The organism is Maribacter taeanensis (assembly GCF_047345145.1).
In the GTDB taxonomy this organism is placed as follows: Bacteria; Bacteroidota; Bacteroidia; order Flavobacteriales; family Flavobacteriaceae; genus Maribacter_C.
Window position 1 is genome coordinate 160,614 of the sequence record NZ_JBLFER010000005.1, and the last position, 26,230, is coordinate 186,843.

The following is a 26,230-nucleotide window of genomic DNA, read 5'->3' on the forward strand; positions in this document are numbered from 1 at the left end:
TTTTGACATTTGTATTTATGTTTTACTTCGTTTTAAACTCCGTTATCTTATCAAAAGAGGCCACAATTCCTCGAATCAATGACGAACTTAGTCCTTGATGCTCCATTTCGTTCAGGCCTTTAATTGTGCAGCCCATAGGAGTTGTAACTCTATCAATTTCTTCCTCAGGATGATTGCCTGATTCAATCAACAAACTTGCCGCTCCATTGCAGGTGTGCATGGCCAATTCTTGAGCCTCTTTGGCGTCGAAGCCTAATTGAATTGCTCCTTGTGTTGTGGCGCGGATTAAACGCATCCAAAAGGCAATGCCACTGGCGCATATGACTGTAGCTGCTTGCATCTGTTCTTCGGGAATTTCTAAGGAATGCCCCATTCTATTAAAAATAGCTTTAGCCAAATCAATTCGTTTCTTGCCCATTTCGTTGGCACAAACACAGGTCATAGATTTTCCAACGGAAATAGCGGTATTAGGCATACTCCGAACAATATAATTGTTAGAGCCGATAATGCTTTCCATCTTCGCAATACTAAAACCAGTTATAGTCGAAATCACAACATGTTTCTCGGTCAACAAATCTTTAATGTCTTCTAAGATTTGACCGAAATGTGCAGGTTGTACAGCAAAAATCAAGATGTCAGAGTTTTGAACCGCTTCCCGGTTATCAGAAGTGACCTTCACGTTTCCATAGCTTTCAAAGTCTTTGATGCTTTCTACATTCCTTTTGGTCATGTACATGCTTGTTGCACCGTTGCTATGCAATACACCTTTTGCGATGGACAATCCTAAGTTTCCTGTTCCTATGATGGCTATTTTCATTTTCTTTGGCTTTTCGCAAAACGCTATTCGCTTTACGCTTTTCTAAATTGATTTAATAAACTCCCGCTTTCAATTGCAATCCTTCGCTTTCTTCGAAACCAAACATTAAGTTCATGTTTTGGACTGCTTGGCCCGATGCTCCTTTTAAAAGGTTATCGATGGCTGAAGTGACTAGCAAAGCGTCCTCATGTTTATGCAAATGAATATGACATTGATTTGTATTGACTACTTGTTTTAAGTGGATGGGCTCTGATGCAATTTGAGTGAATTCAGCGTCGGCATAAAAACCCTTAAAAAGCTTGATAGCTTCTTCCGAATCTCCTTTGAATTTGGTGTAGGCCGTTGCCAGAATACCTCTGGTAAAATTCCCTCTGTTGGGAAGGAAGAACAACTCACCAACATCAGTTTGTAATGCATTCAAACTTTCATTGATTTCTCCTAAATGCTGATGTGTAAAAGGTTTGTACCAACTTACATTGTTGTTTCTCCAACTAAAATGAGTTGTCCCAGACGGACTCACACCCGCCCCTGTACTTCCAGTAACAGCATTTACATGCACATCTTTGCTAAGTAATCCCGCTTTGGCTAATGGGAGTAAACCTAACTGAATGGCAGTCGCAAAACAGCCTGGGTTGGCAATGTATTTTGCTTCCCTGATTTTTGATTTATTGAGTTCTGGCAATCCGTAGACAAAGTTTTTCCCATTTAAAGTAGCATCTTTTTGCAACCTGAAATCATTACTCAAATCAATAATTTTAGTTGTTTCCGAAAATTGATGTTCTCCTAAAAACTTAGTGGAATTCCCATGTCCCAAACAGAGAAAAACAACATCTACATCAGAGTTTACATCTCCTGAGAAGTGCAATTCTGTTGTGCCCAACAAATCCGCATGGGCTGAAGAAACTGCTTTTCCTGCTCTGGTTGTGCTGAATACAAAATCAATTTCTACTTGTGAATGATTCAAGAGAATTCGAATTAATTCGCCTCCTGTGTATCCTGAACCTCCTATTATTCCTGCTCGTATCATTGTCTTTTGTTTCATTCCGACGTAGGTCGGAATCTATTTAATTCTATCTTATATTTTCAATTAGGCATTCTGCAAAAACACCTCCCTCAATCCCTCCTTGTTAGGAGGGAAACTGTTGCTAATTCATTTATAAATTATCATTCACATGATTATATATCTTCCCTGGATTCGAAAGTATTTTAATGAAGCCTTTCGCGTCATCTGCTGTCCATCCTTTGTTCATTTCACCATAGCTTCCGAATGATGCGTTCATCAAATCGTGCTTTGAGGAGATTCCGTTTAATCGGAATTGGAAAGGATATAATCCCACGAAAACATCACCTGAAACGGTTTTTTGCGAATCGGTTAAAAATGCCTCTATGTTTCGCATTACGGGGTCTAAATAGTTGCCTTCGTGTAACAACATTCCGTAGAAATTACCTTGTTGCTCTTTCTGAAATTGTTGCCATTTTGACAGCGTATGTTTTTCTAACAAATGGTGTGCTTTGATAATGATGAGTGCAGCCGCAGCCTCAAAACCGACCCTGCCTTTGATGCCGATTATCGTATCGCCGACGTGAATATCTCTTCCGATGGCATATTTGGATGCCATGGTTTCAAGCTTTTCAATATTCGCAACCGGATTGTCTTTTTGACCATCAATGGCAACCAATTCCCCTTGCTCAAAAGTGAGTTTTACCTCTGATGGTTCTTTTTCTTGTAATTGGCTTGGATAAGCAGAATCAGGTAGTGATTTTTCAGAAGTCAATGTTTCATCACCGCCAACAGATGTTCCCCAAAGGCCTTTGTTGATGGAGTATTTTGCTTTTTCCCAAGGGTAATTGACTCCGTTTTCTTTGAGATAGGAAATCTCTTCTTCCCGCGCCAATTTGTTATCTCGAATCGGCGTTATGATTTCAATTTCAGGAGCGATGATTTGAAAAATCATATCAAATCGCACTTGGTCATTACCTGCACCTGTGCTTCCGTGGGCGATATATTTGGCGCCTACTTTCTTGGCATAGTTCACGATTTCAATCGCTTGCACAATTCGTTCTGCGCTGACGGAAAGCGGATACGTATTGTTCTTCAGAACATTTCCGAAGATGAGATATTTCACTACTTTTTCGTAGAAGGTCTGAACCGCGTCGATTGAAGTATAGGAAGTTGCTCCCAGTTGGAGCGCTTTTCCTTCAATGGACTTAATTTCTTCGGATGAAAATCCACCGGTATTTACACTTACGGCATGTACTTCATATCCTTTTTCTTTACTTAGGTATTTGGCGCAGTAACTGGTGTCTAATCCTCCGCTATATGCTAAAACTAACTTCATACTCTTTTATTTTCGTTCCCGCCCTTCGTCTTCGCTCAGGATAAACTCTGGTGGGAATCTTTTACTTTAATTCTACTTTTTCTAAGAACATAGAGAAGAGAGAATAGAAAAGAGAGTCTATATTCTCTTCTCTTTTTTCTCTATTCTATTCCTATTTTCTTTTTTTAAGGAACAAACTCTCCTTAATACTTTTCAATCTTTTAAATGCTTTACCATTCACTGTCTTTTTCTTTGATTTGGTAGCTGGGTCAAACAACATTCCTGTACAAAGGCACATTTTTTGGTCTGTTCTAGTGAGTACGTCAAAGTTTTTGCAAGTCTGACAGCCTTTCCAAAATTCTGGATCGTCTGTAAGTTCAGAGAAAGTCACAGGTTTGTAGCCTAACTCATAATTGATTTTCATTACGGGAAGTCCTGTGGTAATTCCAAATATCTTAGCCTCTGGAAATTTCTCCTGTGACAGTTTGAAAATGCTTGCTTTAATTTTTTTTGCGAGTCCCTGAGACCTGTAATCTGGGTGTACAATTAATCCTGAATTGGCGACGTACTTTTCATGCCCCCATACTTCGATATAACAGAAGCCTGAGAAGGTATCTCCATCTAAAGCAATAACAGCATTGCCATTCTCTAGCTTTTTTCGAATGTATTCAGGCGTACGCTTGGCAATACCGGTGCCTCGAACTTTTGCCGAGTCGGCTATGGTGTCGCAAATGATTTGCGCGTACTTAAAATGTGATGTGGTAGCAACAACAATGTTCATTGCTATGATGTTTTAAAGGATAAAAAAGAAAATGTGATTTGTTTGTGCGGAACTGGACTCACCTAGTTCCATGAAATGTGTAGTACCCTTACGGGCGACGACGACGGGGAGCGAACGGACGTACGGGAGCAGTGATGCTCGTAGAAGTTAATATGTTGTTTTGTGCGTTCATTACAGGATAAATGTACAAAAACTCTTGAACTGACCTAACTCATGTGTAATTTTTTACAAAAAATTCAAGTTTTGTTACGATATGCAACCAATTCATAAATTAAGAAGGTCAAAACTGCCAGATATTCAATGGCCAATAACCATAAGTTCTCTTTAAAGTCAGTTAGGGAATAGGCGAAATAGCTCAAAACAATGGCTGCGGACCAGATGATGGCAAAGCGATATTTTGAGAAGCCTGTTAAAACCAAAAGGAAAATAACATACCACGGATGTACTGTTGCCGACATGAAATAATAGAGTGTCAAGACCCAAAGCATGGAAGTTAGCAGAACAGATAATTTCTGATTTTTTCTCAGGAATGTAAAAAGTAGAACGATAACAATGGTTAGTATCGGAGTTATTTTTCCATACGTTTTAATCAACTCCCATGGTTTGGCATCGAACTGAATCCCGATTTTTTTGACCACATTCCATAGGCTAGCATTGAATTCGAAGTTCGAAAACCAGAGCCCGATAGTCTGCGAATAGTTATTGATAAATTCCGAAGAATAAAAAGGTGCAAAGAGCAGGAGGGAAGTCGCTCCAATAATCGTGTAAAATCCAATTGCTTTTTTGAATTTGAAATGTTTTAAGAATAGGGGAAGAAATAATAGCGGCACCAATTTTACCGAAATGGAACATGCATAAACCACTGCCGCCCATTGCCATTTACGAACCGAAAGTAAATAAAGTGCCCAAACAAAAAAGAAAAGCATGATGCCTTCAAAATGAAGGTTTCCTGTTAATTCAATGATGACCAAAGGGTTTAGGAAATACCATAAAATGAGATGAGGCGATTGGTTGATGTTCTTTAGGAGTTTTCGCCCAAAATATAAAACTCCGATATCTGCTAGAATAATAGCAATGCGCATGACTATGGTTGAACCTAGAATGGTTTTTCCGCCGAGTAAAGCGGCCAAAGCGAATAGCAATTGGTTTAAGGGGGGATAATTACTAAAATGCCTCGCACTTAAACTTCCCATGCCATTATGGAGTTCTTGGGCATTGGCAATAACCAAATCAGATTGTTCAATCAAGGTGTTTGGAACATGCAAATACGGATTTATAAAATGACGGACCAATTCCCCATCCCAAATAAAGCGATAGAAATCTTGTGATAGGTTGGGTTCGGCAATTATGAAGACTAGTCGAAATAGAATTCCTATGACAAGTAGAAATTTAAAATTCCATTTTTCAAATTGAACAAGTTTGAAACACAAAAAGAAAAGCGCCGCAAAAAGACCAAGTAGTTTTATAAAATCTGTTCGCTCTAAATGGTAGGCAAACGTGTAATAGAATCCCAAACTTAAAATTGCCAAAAGGATGGATACCCTATGGAGATTCCAATATTTAAGTATTTGGTTGGGCATTATTACTTGGCTGTTTCGGTGGAACTAAAATAGGTTTTTTAGTGGATATAAGCAGTAAGGTCATTTAATGGTCAATTCGTTGCAATAAAGTAGTGAAAAAGCTAAATTCAAAGCTACTTATTCAAACTTCTATGAAACGTTTAAAGAAAATAATCGGCTACAGCTTGCTTCTCATTCTTGTATATGTGGGATATGTTATGGTTTCAACAGGATATTTTAGAGCCATAGAAAACACCTTTGATGGAGAAGTTATAAAAGAAATACCTGTTGAAGGTGCTGAAGATATTATAGTGATTCCTGAATGGGGTTATGCATTAGTTTCAGCTTCCCCTCGAAAAAAAGATTTGGAAGTACAGCAAAAGACTGGCGGGCTGTACTTGGTGGATTTAAATTCCAAAGAGTATAAACTCAAAATGTTGACTACGGATTTAAACACGCCTTTTGCACCACATGGAATTTCAATCTACAAGACAGATAGCACATATAAGGTAATGACTATAAATCACACTTTAGAAGGGCATTCATTTGAAGTGTTCAAATTACGTGATAGTGTTTTGACCTTTGAAAGAACGATAACGAATCCTGCTTTGGTGAGTCCGAATGATGTGGTTATGTTGGATGAGAATCGCTTTTACTTTACAAACGACCATAAATATGAGGACGGAGTAGGAATGTTATTAGAGGATTACGGCGGTTTGGGCTTATCTAATGTGATGTATTTTGATGGTGAAACCTATACTGAAGTAGCCAAGGGAATCGGCTATGCCAATGGAATAAACTATGATGCTAAACGAAAATTACTCTTTGTTGCCGAGCCAAGAAATTTTAAAGTGAAGGTGTATGCCACCAATGAAGATGGCTCACTGAATTTTATTGAAGATATTGATTGTGGAACGGGAGTTGACAATATTGAATTTGATTCCTACGGAAATTTATGGATAGGTGCGCATCCAAATTTACTAGCCTTTTCATCTTATGCCGGCGGAGGGAACGAAATCGCACCTTCCGAAATCATCAAAATTGCATATCGTGGTAAAGGTGATTATACTATTGAAATGGTGTATTTGAATGATGGTACTGAAATGTCGGCATCTACTGTTGCTGCTCCTTATAAAGATATCATCCTAACGGGAAATGTTATGGATGACCATTTTTTGATTTTGAAGCCGAATGAGTAATTTGAATTAGGCCCTTGCGGTAAGCGACTTCGTAAACACATACCCAAAGCCAATAAAAAGCATAAAGTGAAACGGAAAGAGTCCGAAATCATTTAGGGGTATTGCGCTGTACATTCCGAAGAGAAAATAGCCCATTAAGGCAAATTCTAGAATCATATTTGGTGAAAGTTTCTTAGCCAAATATTTGTTGCCTTTCCATGTTTCCTTAAGGCTATTGATGTTGAATTTCGGAGTACGTACAAACTCACTGCGTTTTCCCATATGGCCTTCTAGAACGGCAATGGAGTTATGCAAAGAGAATCCGAGGGCAACCGAGAAAAAAGTAAAGAAAATTTTGATGTAATCCACAAAATTGTCAAAGCTGCTACCTTGAATACTTTTATAGGTAAACCAATAACAAACAAACAGTATAATAGTACTCAAGACAAAGAAACTAAGTGTTGTAAACACCCAATCCAAATGCGGATAAATGGCCTTGATATACATGGCAGGGATGCTTAATAAGGCTACCATAAATACACATAAGAACATTGAACTGTTCAACAGGTGCATTACGCCATGAAACTTTGTTTTGAAGTTGATGTTTTTAGCTGTGACAACACTCCAAACGGTTTTTCTAAAGTTTTCTGCACCACCTTTATTCCAACGAAATTGCTGTGAGCGCGCAGCACTAATGACAACAGGAAGCTCTGCAGGAGTTTCCACATCTTCCAAATACTTAAATTTCCAATCTTTCAATTGTGCGCGGTAGCTTAAATCAAGGTCTTCCGTAAGGGTATCACCTTCCCAGTTTCCAGCATCTAGAATACATTGTTTACGCCATATTCCAGCAGTACCATTAAAATTGATGAAATGTCCTTTTGAGTTTCTACCAACTTGCTCTAGCGTAAAATGCGCATCCAAGGCAAAAGCTTGAATTTTGGTAAGTGTGGAATAATCTCTATTGATATGTCCCCAACGTGTCTGTACAACTCCGATTTCAGGGTCTTTGAAGTAAATAACGGTCTTTTTCAACCAATCACTATCCGGAAGAAAATCTGCATCAAAAATCGCTACAAATTCTCCTTTTGCAATTTCTAAACCTTCTTTCAATGCACCAGCCTTGAAACCTTGACGATTTGTACGGCGTATGTGGGTAATATCAAGTCCGGTTGCTTTAAGAGCTTCTACATGTTTAGCAGTATCAATAACCGTATCATCGGTTGAATCATCTAAAACCTGAATCTCTAACTTGCTCGTTGGATATTCTATTTTGGCGATGTTTTCCAACAAACGGTCCATCACATACTCCTCATTATATACGGGAAGTTGAATGGTCACATACGGAATCTCTTTTGGGTCTAATAGATTAAATTTTGGAGCAATTTTATTTTGGCGTTTATTACTTAGGTAATTGACCAAAAGGTTCAACTGCGCAAGGCTATAGAAGAAAATCAACAACAGTGCAATACTGTAGATTGCTAAGATGATGTAAGCGATTATTAAGCCCATATTATTTTAAACTATATTTAAAAATCCAACCAAGGATTTTTATGCCTGCAAATATACTACCTTTTACGGTACCTGACACTTTTGAAATGCCAATTCTCTTTTTGTAACGCACTGGTACTTCGGTATATGCCAGTTTCTTTTTAAGCGCCTTTAGCTGCATTTCAACTGTCCAGCCATAGGTCTTGTCTTCCATCTCAAGTGTTAACAACTTGTCATATTTTATGGCTCTAAACGGCCCCAAGTCAGTAAATGTTGCCCGAAAAAACAGTTTCATTAAAAAGGTAGCGAGCCAATTTCCAAATATTTGTTGTGGGGTCATGCTACCTTCTTCTCTTAGTCTCTTCACTCTAGAACCTATTACAAAATCATAACCATCATTTAAAATGGGACTTACGATTTTGGTGAGTTCTTCTGGGTAATCAGAATAGTCTCCGTCGATAAATACGATGATATCAGGTGGATTGGATTGTTCGGCGATATAATCCATACCCTTTAAACAGGCATATCCATATCCTTTTCGATTTTCGGTTAGTACAGTAGCCCCTACCGCCTCAGCATTTTGTACCGTTTCATCGGTGGAGTTGTTATTGACAACAATAATCTCATCAACCGAGTCAGGAATTTCTTTTATCACTTCTGCAATGGAATCCGCCTCGTTGAAAGCAGGAATGATAACTTTAATTTTTGTCATTACTTTAAATCGGAAAGCTTGTTTTCGCGCCTAAAACTACTGAAACTGAACCATTCTTTAATTTTCTTCCCATTTTTATATTTTTCCGCTGAGGTCAATTTGGTATTGTTATACATCAGGCAATAGCCGTTTTTAATGCCGTTGCTCAGCTGGCATTTGTGATTAATTTTTTCGTTTTCGTCATAAAAAAGCCACCAATTTGCCCTTTTCCCATTAATATAATGTCCTTCCGATTGCTTCTTTCCTTTCGGACTGTAAAAGTACCAATATTTAATACGTTGATTGTTTTGGTAGTAGCCTTGTTCTGAAATTTTCCCATTGGGATGATAGAATCGCCAGTATCCTGTTTTGATTCCATTATAAATCCAACCCTCAGCCTTTGTTTTGCCTGTTTCATAGTATTCTTTGTGATACATGCTGTTTTCCTCGGATGGATTTCCGAAGGATAAAAAGAATGTCAGAAGTATGAATACCTTGGCAAACACGGGATTATTTTTTAGAATATGTCGGAAGTTTGTATTTAAACTAACACCTTATTAAGGGGTTCCATATTTTGTTCTGAGTTTAACGCAGTGACTTGGGCTTTCAAACCCTCCGTCTTCGCCACTGGTGAATCCACCTCCCCTCATCTGAGGGGAGGTGCTTTTTTGTTCCATCAAAATTTTAGTCTTTCGTCTTTTTTCTAAAAGCGCAGCGGTCTAATTTCTTATTTTTTATTCACCAACTCCATCAAATCAACATCATTCCCTAACAATACTTCTGTCGGATTGATGCGCCCTTCCTCTGGTCCGTTTTCTAATTTTAGAACACCGCGTGGGCAAACAGCAGAACAAACACCACAGCCTACACAACTTGAGCGGACAATATTTTCACCTTTTTGAGCATATGCGCGAACGTCGATACCTTGTTCACAATAGGTAGAGCAATTTCCACAAGAAATACATTGACCACCATTTGTTGTAATTCTAAAGCGAGATTTAAAGCGCTGAACGAATCCTAAATAAGCGGCTAACGGACAACCAAAACGGCACCACATTCGATTACCGAAAATAGGGTAGAAGCCAGTTCCGATGACACCTGCAAAGATTGAACCTATGTACACGCTGTATGTATTTTGAATACTGGAAGTTTTGATTCCGAGTACCGTACTTGTCTCTGCAAAGAAACTATAAAGTGTCATTCCTGTCATCACAATTGCGAAGACCAAAACACCATGAATCAACCATCTTTCGACTTTCCAAGAAAATAAAGATTTGCTAGAATGTTGTCTATAAGGGTCTCCTAACGTTTCCGCCAACCCACCACATCCACAAACCCAGGAACAGTACCATCTTTTTCCAAAGAAGTATACCATTATAGGAACGATGACCACGGTTAAAACAACTCCCCATACCAAAATGAAGAGTCCGATACCTCCACTATCTAGAAGAGACTTCAAATTCCATTGAAAAAAGAAATCATAATCTAGCGGGAAAGCATTTTTGAAATCATAATATGGCATTTGTAAGCGCACCATGATTTCCGGAATCAGAAATGCAAAGACGATTTGAAAGAACAACACCGACGTGGTTCGCACCATTTGATACATGTTATGGCGGTATTTAATGTACATACGAACCGCCATTACGACCATAATCACACAGTACATAAAACCATATACAAACCAATGCCCGGCAGGATTACCACTTAAACTCTCACTAATTGGGTCGACGAGATATGTCCAGTTTACTGCATATTCAGAACCGAAGTACAATACCATATAAAAAGAAATCAGGAAGAAGAACACTAGCCATGCAATCCAGCCTTGACCGGTAGAACTTTGATGGTAAACTCCATCATTTTTAATTCCTTTTTTACCCAAAGTAACTACTTGAGGTACGATGAACATGAGCGCTCCAATGATTCCTAAACCGAAGGTTAAAAACCACATGATCCCTTTGTTATTGGCGATATATCCTGTTCCAGACCTCTTGCCAATTATGGAAGCCATCTCACTAGACTTTGTATATATTTTCTTCTTGTATTCTTTATTCTTTACATGGGTTGCATTTGCATCGTCAAGCGCTTTGGAGATATTGGAGGATAAATCAATCATCCCTGAAAACTCTTTTCCAACAACATTTTGCTGTATGTCTTCTATAAAGAGTTCACTCTTTATTCGCTTCTCAGTCGCAATCTCATCAAAAGTACTCTGGTCTAATTGGAAGGACCCTATAAAGGGTAAGGCGGCGAAAATACCTAGCCCGACTAAAAAAATGGCGATGCCTATGTTTTGTATTGCTTTCATTAAAAATGTTTTATTGTCATTCCGGCTAAGGCCGGAATCTTTTTATCTGTATTTCATGAGTTGATTTCGACTGCTCTCGACTGGAAATCCTATTTTAAGCGTTGCTAAATATTCGTTTCCAACTTTTTTTCTTGGGGGAAATACTTGTTCCAAATTCTGAATTGAATTTTGAAACAATTTTGCCTTCGTATTGTGCATAGAATTCAGGGTCGAAATTGGCATCTTTTAAATATTCCATCACATGATTGACATCGCGTTTCTCGGTAAGCCAGCGGTCGAAAATTTCGTGTCTCATGCGAATACCAAAAGTATTGACGCCTAAAAATTGTTTTGTTTCTTTATCGAAAGCTACCGTAACACAAATTTTCTCTTTGTCGTCGCGCCAGTGAAAATGTTGCTCGTTTTCTTTCCTATTACGTTCACTAAAAACCCATCCGTAGGTCTGATATTCAAGGTCTAGGAATTTGGCTGAATTGAACCAATGTCCGGGTTTGTATTCAATCTTATTTCCGCAAATGGTTTGTGCAACAGTTTCACCCATCATTCTGCCAGTATACCAAACGGCTTCAATTGGCCTTCTTTGACCAATGCCTTCATGTTGCTCGGCGCAATCACCAATGGCATAAATATCTTTGATATTGGTTTCTAAATGACGGTTGACTTTAATGCCGCGACCTAATTCAATACCCGAATCTTTTAGAAAATTGATATTAGGCGAGACGCCTGCTGTAAGTCCGACTACAGAACATTCAATAGTTTCGCCTTTGTCCGTTGTGACGGCTTTTGCTCTTCCGTTTTCATCTGCCAGTATCTCAACAAGGTTGGTAGCTAACTTCAAATCAATATGATGCTCAAGAATATGTTCGTTAATCATTGCAGATTCACCCGCGGGTAAAACCCCGTTCCAAAAACTGGTCTCACGAACCAAAAATGTAACCGGAATTTTTCTACTACGGAGCATTTCGGCCATTTCAATTCCTATTAACCCTCCACCGACAATAACAGCGCGTTTACACGTTTTGTTGTCGGGTGTATTTGCTTCCAGCTGGTCTAAATCTTGTTTAGAATACAAGCCTTGCACTCCAGGTAAATCTTGACCTGGCCATCCAAATTTGTTAGGTTTTGATCCTGTGGCGAGAATTAGTTTATCATAAGCAAGAGAATCTCCATCGGCCAAAACCAACTTCTTGTTCTGGTGGTCTACGGTATTGACATATCCTTTAACTAGTTCAATTCTATTCTTTTTCCAGAACCAATTTTCATAGGGTTGCGTATGTTTGAATTTCATGTGCCCCATATACACATACATGAGTGCGGTGCGCGAAAAGAAATAATCGGTTTCAGCGGAAACTACGGTAATTCTTTTATCAGAGAGTTTTCTAATATGTCGGGCGGCTGTTACTCCAGCAATTCCGTTACCTATTATAACAATATGTTCCATATGTATATTTTGGGAATGAAAATTAGGTCGCTGTAAAATCTAAGAACTTAATCACATTGCTTAATTTAGAAAGAATTTAAATATTAACCTATTATGTAAGGTTTGTATGTGGTTCTCGAACTTGTAAGCCTCTGATTTTGAAAATCTTAAAAAAAACATAAAAGTAGATTATTTTTGTAGGGATGTTAAAATGCTTTCGACAGAGGTTTCAGTTTTGAATGACAATATCAATTTATTATGAAGAAAAATATAAGTTTAGTAATCGTTTTATTTCTTACAATTTCTTTTGCGTTCTCACAGAACACTTCAGAATTCTTTTCAAAGTCTGATGCCTTTTTTAAAGCAAATGTCAAAAATGGAAAAGTTGCGTACAAGGCAATCAAGGATAATCCCGCAGCTTTGAATGAGCTATTAGAAATGGCAAAAGTGATTTCAGTTTCGAAAGACAATGCAGCCGAGTACCAATCTTTTTGGATCAATGGCTACAATCTTTTAGTAATTGACGAAATTGTAAAGAACTACCCGATAAAATCACCTATAGATAAGCCCGGATTTTTCGATGGGAACAAAAACGAAATCGGTGGCACAAAAATCACCCTTAATGATATCGAGAATAAATTGCTTCGAAAAGTTTTCCCGAAAGAACCACGCTTTCATTTTGTGTTGGTATGCGGCGGACTAGGCTGTCCACCTATTATCGGTGAGGCATACACACCTTCAAAACTTGAGACACAGTTAGAAACTCAGACAAAGTTGGCGATTAATGACTCGAATTTCATCCGTGTTAAAAAGAATAAAGTACAGGTGTCTCAAATTTTTGAATGGTACCCTGGTGATTTCAAACAAGACGGAATGAAGCTTGTCGATTTTATCAATAAATACAAATCTGAAAAGCTTCCAGAGAAAGCAAAAGTATCCTACTACCTATATGACTGGACGTTGAACGAGGCGCAGTAATCACAAATACATTTTGAATGTTTCATCGTATCTCATGCTAATTAAAGAGGTAGGGGTGAAGATTCTATTTAAAAATAACAACAATAATTAAGATATTTCCGCAGAGGTGGAAGTTAAAATAAACAGCTTACCTATGAAAACAATAAAAAATTATATCGCAATAGCAGGAATTATTTTTGCATCATCTGTTGGTTTTGCACAAGATGAAATGAAAGACAAAGAAATGGATGAGCCGGCGCAAGAGCAAAGTAACATTCAACAATACACTCCGTCAAAGCTTATTGGAAAAGGCCAAGTAGATTTAAAATGGTTTAATAATTTATATACTCAAAACGAAAGTACTTTTTCGGAGGGCAAGGAACCAAGAGAATCTTTCTTTACCTCTACTTTAGAATTTTATACTGGCGTTGGTCAGAATAAAAGATGGAATATTGGGGGGATCTTAGAATTCAGATCAAACGTTATTGGAGGAAGAGATGCTTTAGATGTTTTTAAGTTTGATGGAGAAACAGGTAGCGCAAGATCTGGTTTAACTTCAATTGCTCCATCTGTCAAATTCGTACCATTTGCATCTTTAAGTAATTTTAGTATTCAAAGCTCATTTTTTATTCCGCTTGTAGATAATGAAACCGAGGACGGTGTTCGTGGCCCTAGATTAGATGGTAATGGCAATGTTATTACAGATGCAAATGGTAATCCGATAATTGAGCAACTGGTAAGACCTGTTTTTCTTGACCAAAACGGATTTATATGGCAAAACCGTTTCTTCTATGATTATACTTTTCCTGGGAATAAATGGCAGTTGTTTACAGAGTTAAATGCAGAATTTAGTTTTGGTGCTGCCTCTGAGGGAGATGACAATGGAAATACGGTGGAAGGAAGTTTTGCAAATAATAGTTTGAATTTAACGCCTGGATTGTTCTTGAGTTATTTCCCAAGTTCTAAGTTTACTGTACTAGCATTGGCACAACATTCTTCTAGAGTAGATTTAGGAAACAATTTTGGACAGAACTTTACTGCTGTTGGCGGGGGAGCGAAATATCAACTGACAAAAGCCTTAAATCTTGAATTGTTATACACCAATTTTGTTAGGGGCAATAATACAGGCTTAGGTCAAACCTTTAATCTTGGGCTAAGAGGTATATTCTAAGTCCCCTCTCTAACCCTCCCCAGAGGGAAGGGAACTGATTTTTATGCATGAAGGAATTCTTAGATTAGTAATAGTTCAACCTCCATTCGGAGGGGGCTAGGGGGAGGACTTTTATTCCTAGTTTTAAAAAAAATCCCCCGAAAACCCTTATTTTTGCAGGCTAAGTGCAAATAAATGAGGGTTTTAGGTTTTTTATTGCTTTCCTTGCTGCAGTTTTCATGTGCTAGTCAGGTCGTTCCAAAAATAAATGGAGTGAGTTTTGTTGCTTCCCGAGAAGAGGCAAAGCAAGAACATGTTGATGAGGTACTATCGATAAATGCAAATCATGCGGCGGTAATGCCCTTCGGATTTATTCGAGATATCAATTCCCCTGAAATCATTCATAATACCGACCGACAATGGTTTGGAGAAACTAAAATTGGGGCTAAACAATATATCGAACTCCTACAGAAAAACGGAGTCCAAGTAATGGTCAAACCCCAAATTTGGATTTGGCGTGGAGAGTTCACAGGAACACTTCAAATGAAATCTGAAGAAGAATGGAAAACTTTGGAAAAATCATACGATAATTTCATTTTAACCTACGCAGAACTAGCCGAAGAAACTAAAGCAGATATTTTATGTATTGGCACAGAATTGGAGCAATTCGTGAAAAATAGACCAACGTATTGGAAGAACCTGGTTCGAAAAATCAGGAAGGTGTACAGAGGAAAATTGACCTATGCCGCTAACTGGGACGAGTACACAAGAACAACCTTTTGGGAAGATCTTGATTATATAGGTATAGACGCATACTTTCCATTGTCAGAGGAAAAAACACCATCTATAGAACAGTTAAAAAAAGGGTGGAAGCCTTGGAAGACAAAGATTGCGAATCTTTCAAAAACTAAAAACAAGCCTGTTCTTTTTACCGAATTTGGGTACCGAAGTATGGACTATACAGCCAAAAAACCATGGGAAGTAGAGCGTCATGAAGAAGGTGTTAATTTGGAAGGTCAGGTCAACGCTAAAAAAGCCCTATTTGAAGAGTTCTGGAAGGAAGATTGGTTTGCTGGTGGATATGTTTGGAAGTGGTTTATCAATCACAAAGAATCTGGCGGTACTGAAAATAATCGCTTTACTCCTCAAAATAAACCCGCTCAAAAAGTTATTACTGAATATTATAAAACCAATTGATATGTTTCGATTTTGTCCCCCCATTATCGCACTTTTAATTCTGAGTTGTTCTACAGATGCCGAAAATATTTTAGCACCTACCTTAGATTCAACTCTGTCAAGTAAACAGATAATTTTAGATAATGTTATCGCCTGCGCTGCTAGTAATGCAGATGATGATTTGATAAGTGTATTTTTTTATCCAAGGCCGAATACTACTAATTTTAGATATTTCGAGACCCAAGATGAGAATGTTGATAAGAATGATTTTGAAAATTATGTTCCTGTAGAGTTTCCGATTCGAGATGTTTTTAATGGGTTTTTGAAGAAATTCGAAGTGTCTTCAACCAATGAAAAATGGGTTATTGTTGCTTTTGATGAAGATGGCAAAACCAATCTATCAAATCCAATACGATTAAAACAAAATAAGAGGCCTACCCAATATATTTCACAAAATGTCTCCATTGACGCCTCTACGAATATGCCGAATTTTATATGGGAAGACGGCAGGTATACTGATACCAAAATTTATTTTCACGTAGTGTCCGATATTACCAATAAGTTATTGTCAGGCACCTATACTTTTGAAAAAAACTTTCAGTACTACAATCTTGATAATGTGGTTTTGAATGTAACGCAAGGTATACCCCCAACCTTAATGTCGGGTGCTTCTTACAATTTTACTTTATTGGGTGTTAGTGAAGACAATTGGGTGAATCTATTTTCTGAAAAAACTTTCGCAGTTCAATAGGGTAAAAACCTCTAGCCTTGTTGTGTATGAAAAGCTGTGATTTTTTTGTTACGGCTATACTGTATCTTTGACTTCGCTAACATAAAATTTTCAAATTGAGGTTGTTTCTTTCCATTCTGGTCTTTTTGGCAATGACCCTTGGCTATGCTCAGGATGGTAAAGTCGCGGATGTAAAAATTCAAGGCGCAAAAAGAACAAAGACTTCCTTCATAAAGAAGATTATCAAGCTGCAATCAGGAATGGCATTAGATTCGACGATTATCCTTGAAGATATGGAACGCTTGAAACGATTGCCTGCTATTTCACATGCTTATTTTCAAGTTTTTTCTGCGGATGATGGGCGTCACAATGTGTTTTATAATATTGAGGAGAATTTTACTTTGATACCTTTTGCAAACTTATTTACTTCATCAAATGATGATTTTGCCTTCCGAATTGGACTACAAGAATTCAATCTTTTAGGAAGGAATATTACTGTTGGAGGATTTTACCAATATGATAATTTTAATTCCTACGGATTAAGCGTAAAAGCGCCCAATCTCTTTAGTAAAAACCTAGGCTTGGCTATAAATTATCATGATTTTACCACCCGAGAACCTGTATTCTTTGATAATACGACAGCCGATTATCGCTACAATAACAGAGGTTTTGAGGTTTTAGGGTTGTACGAATTAAATTTTAAAAATAGGTTTGAACTTGGGTTTAGTTTGTTCACAGAAGATTATTCGTATCTATCAGGCGCTACTAATGACCAAGTACCTCAAGCATTAAATGTTGATAAACACTTATTCAAACTCATTTACGAGTTTAATGATTTGAAATACTTTTATCAATACCTAGAAGGATTTCGAAGTCAATTAAATTTTCAATATGTTGGAAGTTCAGATACTAGCTTACCGGAGTTTTTAATAGGGTTTAATGACTTTGCTTATTTTCATCGAATAGGTCAAAAGGGTAATTGGGCGAGTCGTTTGCGACTAGGTTTGGCTAGCAATGTTGATACCCCATTTGCACCTTTTACTGTAGATAATAATCTGAATATTCGTGGTGTTGGTAATACTATTGATAGAGGTACTGGAGCCATCGTTTTCAATACGGAATATCGACACACTTTGGTTGATAAAAATTGGTTTGTTCTACAAGGCAATGTTTTTTTAGATGGAGGTTCTTGGCGTAACCCTGGCGGCGGTTTTGGTGATTTTGCTGAGAGTCAAAATATAAGAGTGTATCCCGGGGTGGGAGTGCGATTTATTCACAAAAAGATTTTTAATGCCATCTTTCGTATTGATTACGGATATGGTATTACTGAGGATGCTTCACGAGGGGTTGTGTTTGGTATTGGGCAGTATTTTTAGGTTATAAGATTGTTAAGTAAATCGTTAACTATTTTTCTAGAGCAGCTTCTCCATTTCAAAAAACGTATCTAATTTTACAGCGGTGTACATTTCTAGGCATCATTTTTGAATTACAATTAAAGATTAATGGTTTATATGGTTTTTCGATTTTTTAAAAATATCGTTTTCTTATCGCTTTTTATGCTAGTTGGTTTTACTGGAAACTCTCAAGATTCCCTAGTTACAGCCACTGCTGAAAAAGGAGATGGTATTCTTTCCTTATTGAGAAAACAAGGAATGAATCCGTATGAGGTGTATGACGATTTTATTGCCATGAATTTAGACAACCTTAGAGATAGTGTTCATTTATACGCTGGTCGTGATTATTTAATTCCTGCTATTAAGGTGAGTCCTGTTGCTGTTGTAGATTCTATTGAGAAGAAATCCAAAGAAATTAAGAAAATAGAAAGCACAGAGTTTTCGATTTTTGGAGAGAAACATTCAACTGTACTTTCGAAAAGTGAACGGTTAAAGGGAGCCGTTTATTATTTGGTTTCAGGTCATGGAGGTCCAGATCCTGGTGCAATGGCTAATTATGCTGGCAAGTCGCTCGCAGAAGATGAGTATGCGTATGATATTACCTTGAGATTGGCTAAGGAGTTATTGTCACATGGCGCTGAAGTGTATGTTATTATTCGTGATCCCAACGATGGTATTCGTGAAGAGCGTATTTTAGAAATTGATCATGATGAAGTCGCATATGGAGATAAAGTAATTCCTCTAAATCAGGTTGCAAGACTGCGTCAAAGAGTTGAAATTGTAAACAAACTTCATAGCAAGAATAAGGGAAAATTTCAGCGTTTAATCGTAACACATGTTGATAGTCGAAGTAAAGGTCAGAACATTGATGTGTTTTTTTATCACCATGAGAAGAGTAAAAATGGTAAAAAGTTGGCGGAGAGTATTCACAAAACTTTTGAAAAAAAATATAAAAAATACCAGCCCAACCGCACCTATACAGGAACTTTTCAAGATCGTACCTCATTATATTTAGTAAAGAAAACGCATCCTGCAATGACATTTATAGAAATCGGAAATATTCGCAACAAGAAAGATCAGAAACGAATTCTTGTTCCTGATAATCGTCAAGCTTTGGCGAAATGGATTTCTGAAGGAGTTATTCTAGATTTTGAAGGCGGAGAGATTGGGCGTATTCGATAGTCAACGCTTGTTTTTGGTCTTCGGAATATTGCCTACTAATACACTATTCTTCTTTATCAGTTCCGATAGCTTGTCAGCCTCTTCTTCGAAATACTCGAATTCTTCAGGAAGTACTAACCAACTTTTGATGCCATAACTTTTGATTGCATTCAACCCGCGAATTTTATGTTTTAATTTTTGATGATGTTCTATTTTTGATGCAATCCAAATTCCATTGTCTTCCAACAGCTTATCTTTTTTGCGAAGGGCAAAAATGATTTTTTCACCAATATAATAGGAGTCTACCCCGAACATTTTTTTATGCCTTAAGGGCAAAGGAAATAATAGTTCCAGAAAGAATTCATAGGGCATTATGAGACAATTTTTCGTTTATAATAGTCGTACAATTGTTCTGGCCCCGCACCTAGATAGTTTTTCAAATGAATCATTCCAAAGTGGTATTGTAAAGCAACTTCACCCCGTTCCTCATACCTTCTTGCAGATGTTTTTACATGACGCGGCAAGACGGTAAAATTTGTCATGGTATAAATTCTATTGATGAATTCGTTGTCTTCAAAAACAATATAGTCTTCATTGAAACCTTTGGCCTCGGAAAATAGCTTTTTAGTAATAAAAAGTGATTGGTCGCCTCCACGGCAAAGTTTGATGTTGATTCGGGTAAACCAAGCAAAAAAAGCAAGGAATCTACTTTTACTGTCAAACTTCATTTGAAAACAACCCACGTCGTTTTGCAACAAAACGGCATCGATTATACTCTGGTCAAAATTCTTTGGAGGAAGTGTGTCTACGTGTAAGAAGTAAAGTATTTCTCCCGTGGCGTTTTGAGCACCAAAATTCATTTGTTTTGCCCGTCCTTTCTTGGAATGGAGAACACTTACCTGCTCATTGAAGGCAATATTCGCCGTATTGTCCGAACTGCCCCCGTCGACCACAATAATTTCCTTAATATTCTCAGAAGAACTATTCGACTTCAGATACCTCAATATCTTGGCAATAGAAGTCGCTTCGTTTAATACGGGAATTATTATACTTATTCGGGGATTATTGGGCTTCATTCAAGTTCCAGTCGTATTTAAGATAGTCGATATCTGTATCTACATCGATATTAACTTCTGTATATGGTTTTATATAGTCTGTTAACGAACCATTTTCTGTAAAGTCCTTTTTGTACCACTTAAAAATATTTGACAGTAGCATTTTCTCTGTAGAAATGATATTTCTACTGCTGTCATTGACAAAGTCGACAGTTGCTTTTTGCAATTGGGCTTCCATTTGAGTAGCGGTAAAGGCTTTATTCAATAATTTCGGACATGAAAAGGAAGCACAGTTAATGGCAAAATGAATACGAGGTTCGTTCATTTTGCGAAGAATCTTATGTTCAATATCTCCCAAGGATAATACACCTTCTCCAGTTTTAACCCAATCTTTTCCCCAGGGGTTTTTAATGTCTTTGATGCTTTTAGTGGGATAATTATCTAAAATCAATTTCACCGTTGCCGCATTATAAAGATTGATATAATACGCTAATTTTTCATTTTTCGACCAGTCCTTTTTAGGGCTGTTTTTTGCTAAATGGTCAAGGTATTCTTCTAAAGCGGAAATGTCGTTTAAGAAGCTCTTGTAATCAACATCACCTTTGTCATTTACGTAAGTTGTAAGAAGCTTGTTCCATTGTTCATGATTTGGTAATGAAATCATGTTTTCTATTACTTTCGTCTTTTCTTTGAGGAGCTCATTTGATTCTATAGGTTCTTCTTTTTCAATTACAACCTCTTCTGTAGGTTGTTCTCTTTGAATTATTTCTTCTGAAGATATAACACTAGCCTCCTCCGTAATTGTATCCGAAGTCATGGCTTGAATAGTTTCGGTTTTCTCTTCGGACGAAGCTGTTTCGTTTTGAACGGCTTCGGCAGTGTTTCCACAAGACAACCAAAATGAACCTAAAAGAACAAATAGTAATTTAACCATTGTGTGTTTTGTCAGAATATTAGCAGCATCCACCACCATTATAGTGCCATGTGCTTTCGCTTATATGAATTTGATCATTTGCTTTTGCCAAGGCCGCGGCTGTTTTATCACAAACTGCCAAAGGTTGATTTTGCATCAAAACATGACCGGCTTTATCATCAAAGTATTCTTCATCACCATAATATATTGCCGTTTTTCCTGTGAACATACAAGGTCCATCTTCTGGCATCGGGTCTTTAATAGCTGCAATTTCTATGGATTCTATAAAAATCAATTCGTCCGTAGGGTAATGGTTTGGAGATAAAACGCGATACGATTTTCTAGCGCGAATTTCTATAGTTCCAAAGCCGGCATCCGTCAATACTTTCACATAATCTTTGATAGGAATGCTTCCACTCAAGCACAATGCTCTTAAACGATCATCATTTCGCAATTCATCATTCATAGGTTGTTCGCAAGTAGGGTCGCTCATAACCAATCTTCCGTGAGGTTTCAAAACGCGATACATTTCAGCAACGGCTTTTTTTAAATCGTCTATTTTGAAAATATTGAACAGACAATTTTGTGCGGCTACATCAATACTCTCATCTTCCACAGGAAGATTCAAGGCATCACCTTTAACCAGGTTTACATATTCACTTTTGAACCAGTCATTTTCTTCCTCAGCGATTTTGAAATTCTTTGCTGAAGCTTCCAACATTTCATCAACAACGTCAACACCGGTAACTCCACCTTTTTGTCTTGAAAAATATGAGAATTGTAATAATTCCATTCCTCCACCAACACCAACATATAGGACTTTCGGGTTATTGATTAAATCTTGAGCAGAAACCGTACTTCCACAGCCATAATTCATTTCTTGCATTATCGTCGGAATCGAAAGTCCGGGGAACTGCCAAATCGGATTCGTTGTACAGCAAAGACCAACATCGGGGGTTAAAGCTGCCTCTTTATATAAATCGTTCGTTGCTTCTAAATAACTCATATATTTTCTAAATTTCTTTAATTAACTCTCTAAATAACTTCACCATTTTCGGTTCCGTTTTTTCTGCTATTTCTATAATCTCCTGAATATTAACGGCTTGTAAATTATCAGGGTCACATTCATCCGTTAAAACAGACACTGCTATAATGGGTAGTCGTAAATGATTGGCAACAATTACTTCTGGTACAGTACTCATTCCAACCGCATCTGCTCCGATAGTTTTTATCATGCGATATTCAGCCCTAGTTTCTAGCTGCGGACCAACCACTGATGCATAAACTCCTTCTCTAAGTGAGATACCTTCTTTCTCAGCAATGTTCATTAGTTTTTTTCGCATTTCGAGATCATAAGGAGCTGCCATGTCCACGAAACGATCACCAAATTCGGCAACGTTTTTAAATGCAAGGGGAGAGCCCCCTTGTAAATTGATATGATCTTCGATTAACATCATATCTCCTTTTTTGAAATCGAGATTAATAGCGCCGGCTGCATTCGAGATAAAGAGTTTTTGAATACCCAACTCGTGCATTACCCGTATTGGATAGGTAACATCCATGAGATCATACCCTTCATAGAGATGAAAGCGACCTTGCATTACGACTACTTTTTTACCTTCAAAGGTTCCATATATGAGCTTTCCCGTATGAAACTCAACTGTTGCCAAAGGAAAAAACGGAATATGGTTATAATGCGCCACTAACGGGTTTTCTATTTCGTCAGCTAGTTTGCCTAAACCAGTACCCAGAACAATACCAATTTCAGGAGCTTCAAAACCTTTGCCTTTTAAGTATTCGGTAGATTCTTGTAGTTGTTTTTTCGTAAGTATCATATGTCTTTTAAATAAGTTTGAAATACCTCAATATCTTTTATATCCTCATAAAGGTCGATATCATTTTTGGGTGCTAATAGTTTTAAATTTTCTTTTTTTAAGTCATTCAAAGTGTCTTGCAAAACAGTTTCTGTTCCCCAAGTTTTGTTTTGAAAGACTTCTGGCTTGAAAGTGTTCATTCCTAACAAAAAATAACCTCCATCTTCTGCCGGTCCAAGAACAAAATCTTTTGTTTTTAACATACTAAATGCATTCTCTAGATCGGACTTACTTAAGTCATACATATCACTTCCGATAACAATAATACGTTCAAAACCGGAAGCAAATCCTTCTTGAAAAGCATTGGCCATTCGAACACCCAAATCATTGCCATTTTGAAGCCTTTTATCGAAAAGAGAATTATCCCAAATGTCATTATCCCAAATTTCTTCAGAATACCAAACTTGTTTAGCGGCGTTTACATCTTGCGTTAATTTTGCAGTATGATTCAATAAAAATTTATAAATCTCCAAAGCACTTTCATTTCCCACTGTCGCTGCCAAGCGTGTTTTACATTTTCCAAGCTCGGGGTTTCTTGTAAAGATCAATAATAGGTTCTTTGATGCCACATTGTTATAGTTAACCGTAGCGATTTCTTTCTTTTTTTCTTGGGGAAGGATAATACTCATTGTGAATTTTGAAAATTGTGGGGAATACGAATTTTAAGCAAGCTCAGTCAAGCTTATACACTTTAATCCCTTTTTTGAGGAGCTTGCCCCATTGTTTATCAAAAGCATGAACACTATCTGTTTCAATAGAGTCATTATTATAGACTGTTTTTCCTTTGTTCTTCCATTCGAAAATACCTCCATAAAGATTTTTTACATTGGTATACCCTGCTTTCTGAAGCTTTTCACCAATGTCTTCAGAGCGAACTCCTATGGAGCAGTATACAATTATCGGAGTGTTTTTGTCGCTAATTTGCGAGGTCACTATTTCTTCCTTGTAATTTTCATAGCCCACCCAAACAGCATTTTTTAGATGGCTAACTTCAAATTCCTCTTTTTTACGTGTATCTAAAAGAACTGTGTTCTCTAAAGAGTTCAGCTCCTCTACCTGCACATAAGGAACAGTTTCAGAATTGAGTTGCCTTAAAGTGCGGTCCAAATTCTTTTGGGCGAAAATCGAAGTGGCTAAGACCAGAAATAGAACAAATGAAAAAAGAAATCGCATACTATTTTTAATAATTAGACAAAGATACTATTTTAGGAAAGGCTTTAAAATGAGCCTCACATCATTTAAATATTCAAAAAATGAATTTACCAACCAGATTACTCGTTTTCATTCTTTGTTTTACGACATTGATTTCTTGTAAAAACAAAGATCAAAAACCCGAAGTAGCAGCAACCGTTAAGACGGATTATTATACCGAACCTTACCGACCACAGTTTCATTTTACTCCGGAAGAAAAATGGATGAATGACCCGAATGGTATGGTCTATCACCAAGGTATTTATCATTTGTTCTATCAATATTATCCTGAGGACATTGTCTGGGGACCCATGCATTGGGGTCATGCAACCAGTAAAGATTTAGTGCATTGGGAGCATAAGCCCATTGCCCTGTTTCCTGATAGACATGGGCTGATTTTTTCTGGAAGTGCAGTAGTAGATTTTGCAAATACTTCGGGTTTTGGTACAGAAGATAACCCTCCTCTCGTTGCGATTTTTACCTATCACCTTATGGAAGGTGAAAAGGCAGGTAGAAAAGATTTTCAAACACAAGGAATTGCCTATAGCCTAGATAATGGCGATACTTGGACGAAATATGAAGGAAACCCAGTCATAGGAAATGATGGAATTAAAGATTTTCGTGACCCAAAAGTTTTTTGGGATGAAGTAAACCATACTTGGATAATGAGTTTGGTTGCGGGAGACCATCTACAACTTTGGAATTCTGACAATTTGAAAGAATGGACGAAACTGAGCGAATTCGGCAAGGACCAGGGCGCTCACGGAGGTGTTTGGGAATGTCCAGATCTTTTCCCTTTAAAAGTTGAAGGCAGCGAAGAAGAAAAATGGGTTTTGTTAATTAGTATGAATCCCGGGGCGCCAAATGGAGGTAGTGGCACCCAATATTTTGTGGGTGAGTTTGATGGCGAAAAATTTACTACCGACCAAACCGAAGTCAAATGGATAGATTGGGGAACTGACAATTATGCTGGGGTGACCTATGATAATGCACCAAAAAAGGAACGAATTTTCATAGGATGGATGAGTAATTGGAGCTACGCAAGAGATACACCAACCGAAAAATGGAGAAGCGCAATGACAGTACCCAGAACTTTATCATTACGCAAAATTAATGGAGATTATAGTCTGTTTAATTACCCAATTAAAAATCTTGAATTGATAATCGATGAGACAGATAAAAAGGAAATAACTGTTGCTGGAGATTCGAAAGAAATCCTACCCTCTGAGAATTTGAATCAATCTGAAATGAAATTTCAAACGACTACAAAAGACTTTCAATTGAAATTGAGCAATAGTTTAGGTGAAGAAGTGCTTTTAACCATGTTTGGTGAAGAGAAACAATTTTTTCTTGATCGAACAAATTCTGGAAAAGTTGATTTTCAAGATGATTTTGCTAGTGTTCAAATCATGCCTGTGTCTGATTTACCTGAAGGAGAATACGAGGTTCGGGTGTTAATAGACCATTCTTCAATTGAAGTCTTTATCAATAAGGGGCAATATGTAATGACCGCACAATTATTTCCCAGTGAGAATTATTCAGATTTAACTATTGAGAATTTAGGAGATGCTGCTTTTGCTTTAGAGGGTTTTCAGGTGAATGCTGTGAAGAGAATTTGGTAGCCCCTTAATGGACGAGACTCTTGAGGTGAAAGAAATTTTACTTCTTTAATGCTTTTTTTCTTAAATCAAGTAGCAGAACATTATGAAATTAAAAACTTTAGTCATCTTATTTGGTGCTTTATTATTTGCCAACTTTTTAGGAGATAAAACCTTTGCTATTAATCTCTATGAGAATTATTACGTAATAAATTGGATGCAATTAATATTGGCTATTGTTACCTTTAGTAATGGCGGTACTTATTTTGATGAGATTAAAAAATGGAGTTAAAAAAGTATAGCTAGACTTTGCAAATCGAGTAGAAAGTAAAAGGAGTAAACAAAAAACCCTGCAAATGCAGGGTTTTATTGTGGTGCCTCCAGGAATCGAACCAGGGACACATGGATTTTCAGTCCATTGCTCTACCAACTGAGCTAAGGCACCATACCCCAAAAGGGGCTGCAAAT

26 protein-coding genes and 1 tRNA gene are annotated in these 26,230 nt (G+C 37.4%); 9 read left to right on the top strand and 18 right to left on the bottom strand.

The features are described from left to right. Positions 1 to 22: 22 nt before the first annotated feature. The 5 genes from proC to ACKWCD_RS15675 form a co-directional block, all read right to left on the bottom strand. Positions 23 to 817 (bottom strand): pyrroline-5-carboxylate reductase, encoded by a 795-nt coding sequence (proC, locus tag ACKWCD_RS15655; protein WP_413984896.1) that lies wholly within the window; start codon positions 815 to 817, stop codon positions 23 to 25. A 52-nt stretch (positions 818 to 869) separates the two neighbouring features. Further along, positions 870 to 1,844 (bottom strand): N-acetyl-gamma-glutamyl-phosphate reductase, encoded by a 975-nt coding sequence (argC, locus tag ACKWCD_RS15660; protein WP_413985057.1) that lies wholly within the window; start codon positions 1,842 to 1,844, stop codon positions 870 to 872. 127 nt (positions 1,845 to 1,971) lie between these two features. Continuing rightward, positions 1,972 to 3,156, bottom strand: a complete 1,185-nt coding sequence (gene argG, locus ACKWCD_RS15665; protein ID WP_413984897.1) for an argininosuccinate synthase — start codon at positions 3,154 to 3,156, stop codon at positions 1,972 to 1,974. A gap of 151 nt (positions 3,157 to 3,307) precedes the next feature. Continuing rightward, on the bottom strand, positions 3,308 to 3,916 hold the full coding sequence (locus ACKWCD_RS15670; protein ID WP_413984898.1) for a GNAT family N-acetyltransferase: 609 nt from the start codon (positions 3,914 to 3,916) through the stop codon (positions 3,308 to 3,310). 236 nt (positions 3,917 to 4,152) lie between these two features. After that, positions 4,153 to 5,496, bottom strand: a complete 1,344-nt coding sequence (locus tag ACKWCD_RS15675; protein ID WP_413984899.1) for a mannosyltransferase — start codon at positions 5,494 to 5,496, stop codon at positions 4,153 to 4,155. A gap of 131 nt (positions 5,497 to 5,627) precedes the next feature. Here ACKWCD_RS15675 and ACKWCD_RS15680 point away from each other — a divergent pair, with 131 nt between their 5' ends. Further along, complete coding sequence (locus tag ACKWCD_RS15680; protein WP_413984900.1) at positions 5,628 to 6,674, top strand: SMP-30/gluconolactonase/LRE family protein; 1,047 nt, start codon at positions 5,628 to 5,630, stop codon at positions 6,672 to 6,674. Positions 6,675 to 6,680: 6 nt separating this feature from the next. Here the strand turns inward: ACKWCD_RS15680 and ACKWCD_RS15685 are convergent, their stop codons facing one another. The 5 genes from ACKWCD_RS15685 to ACKWCD_RS15705 all read right to left on the bottom strand — a co-directional run bounded on the left by ACKWCD_RS15685 (position 6,681) and on the right by ACKWCD_RS15705 (position 12,584). Then, the gene (locus tag ACKWCD_RS15685; RefSeq protein WP_413984901.1) at positions 6,681 to 8,165 is read right to left on the bottom strand and encodes a cellulose synthase family protein; all 1,485 of its coding nucleotides are present in this window, start codon (positions 8,163 to 8,165) and stop codon (positions 6,681 to 6,683) included. A 1-nt stretch (position 8,166) separates the two neighbouring features. Beyond that, on the bottom strand, positions 8,167 to 8,856 hold the full coding sequence (locus ACKWCD_RS15690; RefSeq protein WP_413984902.1) for a glycosyltransferase family 2 protein: 690 nt from the start codon (positions 8,854 to 8,856) through the stop codon (positions 8,167 to 8,169). Continuing rightward, on the bottom strand, positions 8,856 to 9,341 hold the full coding sequence (locus ACKWCD_RS15695) for a toxin-antitoxin system YwqK family antitoxin (RefSeq protein WP_413984903.1): 486 nt from the start codon (positions 9,339 to 9,341) through the stop codon (positions 8,856 to 8,858). The genes ACKWCD_RS15690 and ACKWCD_RS15695 overlap by 1 nt, the downstream gene beginning before the upstream one ends. A 221-nt stretch (positions 9,342 to 9,562) precedes the next feature. Beyond that, positions 9,563 to 11,143 carry a 4Fe-4S binding protein gene (locus ACKWCD_RS15700; RefSeq protein WP_413984904.1) on the bottom strand — a complete coding sequence of 527 codons (1,581 nt, stop codon included), beginning with the start codon at positions 11,141 to 11,143 and terminating at the stop codon, positions 9,563 to 9,565. Positions 11,144 to 11,237: 94 nt separating this feature from the next. Then, entirely contained in the window at positions 11,238 to 12,584 is a 1,347-nt protein-coding gene (locus ACKWCD_RS15705; RefSeq protein WP_413984905.1) for an NAD(P)/FAD-dependent oxidoreductase, read from the bottom strand. Positions 12,585 to 12,821: 237 nt separating this feature from the next. Here ACKWCD_RS15705 and ACKWCD_RS15710 point away from each other — a divergent pair, with 237 nt between their 5' ends. From ACKWCD_RS15710 to ACKWCD_RS15735, 6 genes are all read left to right on the top strand, one after another. Beyond that, on the top strand, positions 12,822 to 13,541 hold the full coding sequence (locus ACKWCD_RS15710) for a DUF547 domain-containing protein (RefSeq protein ID WP_413984906.1): 720 nt from the start codon (positions 12,822 to 12,824) through the stop codon (positions 13,539 to 13,541). A 133-nt stretch (positions 13,542 to 13,674) separates the two neighbouring features. Beyond that, positions 13,675 to 14,691, top strand: coding sequence for a hypothetical protein (locus ACKWCD_RS15715; protein WP_413984907.1), 1,017 nt, complete (start codon positions 13,675 to 13,677; stop codon positions 14,689 to 14,691). Between the two features lie 174 nt (positions 14,692 to 14,865). After that, positions 14,866 to 15,867 carry a glycoside hydrolase family 113 gene (locus ACKWCD_RS15720; RefSeq protein ID WP_413984908.1) on the top strand — a complete coding sequence of 334 codons (1,002 nt, stop codon included), beginning with the start codon at positions 14,866 to 14,868 and terminating at the stop codon, positions 15,865 to 15,867. 1 nt (position 15,868) lies between these two features. Continuing rightward, positions 15,869 to 16,597 (top strand): hypothetical protein, encoded by a 729-nt coding sequence (locus ACKWCD_RS15725; RefSeq protein WP_413984909.1) that lies wholly within the window; start codon positions 15,869 to 15,871, stop codon positions 16,595 to 16,597. Between the two features lie 95 nt (positions 16,598 to 16,692). Beyond that, complete coding sequence (locus ACKWCD_RS15730; RefSeq protein WP_413984910.1) at positions 16,693 to 17,952, top strand: POTRA domain-containing protein; 1,260 nt, start codon at positions 16,693 to 16,695, stop codon at positions 17,950 to 17,952. A gap of 135 nt (positions 17,953 to 18,087) precedes the next feature. Next, positions 18,088 to 19,152 carry an N-acetylmuramoyl-L-alanine amidase family protein gene (locus ACKWCD_RS15735; RefSeq protein WP_413984911.1) on the top strand — a complete coding sequence of 355 codons (1,065 nt, stop codon included), beginning with the start codon at positions 18,088 to 18,090 and terminating at the stop codon, positions 19,150 to 19,152. On the opposite strand, the gene ACKWCD_RS15740 is transcribed toward ACKWCD_RS15735, so the two are convergent. Genes ACKWCD_RS15740 through ACKWCD_RS15770 form a run of 7 tightly spaced genes read right to left on the bottom strand, consistent with a single transcriptional unit; the run spans position 19,153 to position 24,146 of the window. Continuing rightward, a complete protein-coding gene (locus ACKWCD_RS15740; protein WP_413984912.1) occupies positions 19,153 to 19,503 on the bottom strand; it encodes a hypothetical protein in 351 nt (116 codons plus the stop codon). Beyond that, positions 19,503 to 20,207, bottom strand: a complete 705-nt coding sequence (locus tag ACKWCD_RS15745; RefSeq protein WP_413984913.1) for a TIGR04283 family arsenosugar biosynthesis glycosyltransferase — start codon at positions 20,205 to 20,207, stop codon at positions 19,503 to 19,505. The genes ACKWCD_RS15740 and ACKWCD_RS15745 overlap by 1 nt, the downstream gene beginning before the upstream one ends. Then, positions 20,194 to 21,120, bottom strand: coding sequence for a DUF547 domain-containing protein (locus ACKWCD_RS15750; protein WP_413984914.1), 927 nt, complete (start codon positions 21,118 to 21,120; stop codon positions 20,194 to 20,196). The genes ACKWCD_RS15745 and ACKWCD_RS15750 overlap by 14 nt, the downstream gene beginning before the upstream one ends. A gap of 19 nt (positions 21,121 to 21,139) precedes the next feature. Then, positions 21,140 to 22,105: an arsenosugar biosynthesis arsenite methyltransferase ArsM gene (gene arsM, locus ACKWCD_RS15755; RefSeq protein ID WP_413984915.1), complete on the bottom strand. Its 966-nt coding sequence runs from the start codon at positions 22,103 to 22,105 to the stop codon at positions 21,140 to 21,142. A gap of 7 nt (positions 22,106 to 22,112) precedes the next feature. Continuing rightward, positions 22,113 to 22,934: a purine-nucleoside phosphorylase gene (locus tag ACKWCD_RS15760; protein ID WP_413984916.1), complete on the bottom strand. Its 822-nt coding sequence runs from the start codon at positions 22,932 to 22,934 to the stop codon at positions 22,113 to 22,115. Continuing rightward, complete coding sequence (locus ACKWCD_RS15765; RefSeq protein WP_413984917.1) at positions 22,931 to 23,602, bottom strand: TIGR04282 family arsenosugar biosynthesis glycosyltransferase; 672 nt, start codon at positions 23,600 to 23,602, stop codon at positions 22,931 to 22,933. The genes ACKWCD_RS15760 and ACKWCD_RS15765 overlap by 4 nt, the downstream gene beginning before the upstream one ends. A gap of 43 nt (positions 23,603 to 23,645) precedes the next feature. Beyond that, entirely contained in the window at positions 23,646 to 24,146 is a 501-nt protein-coding gene (locus ACKWCD_RS15770) for a rhodanese-like domain-containing protein (protein ID WP_413984918.1), read from the bottom strand. Positions 24,147 to 24,226: 80 nt separating this feature from the next. Between ACKWCD_RS15770 and ACKWCD_RS15775 the strand changes: the two genes are divergently transcribed. Continuing rightward, positions 24,227 to 25,786, top strand: coding sequence for a glycoside hydrolase family 32 protein (locus ACKWCD_RS15775; protein WP_413984919.1), 1,560 nt, complete (start codon positions 24,227 to 24,229; stop codon positions 25,784 to 25,786). Between the two features lie 82 nt (positions 25,787 to 25,868). Next, positions 25,869 to 26,054, top strand: coding sequence for a hypothetical protein (locus ACKWCD_RS15780; protein WP_413984920.1), 186 nt, complete (start codon positions 25,869 to 25,871; stop codon positions 26,052 to 26,054). 80 nt (positions 26,055 to 26,134) lie between these two features. On the opposite strand, the gene ACKWCD_RS15785 is transcribed toward ACKWCD_RS15780, so the two are convergent. Beyond that, positions 26,135 to 26,207, bottom strand: a tRNA-Phe gene (locus tag ACKWCD_RS15785). Between the last annotated feature and the right edge of the window lie 23 nt (positions 26,208 to 26,230).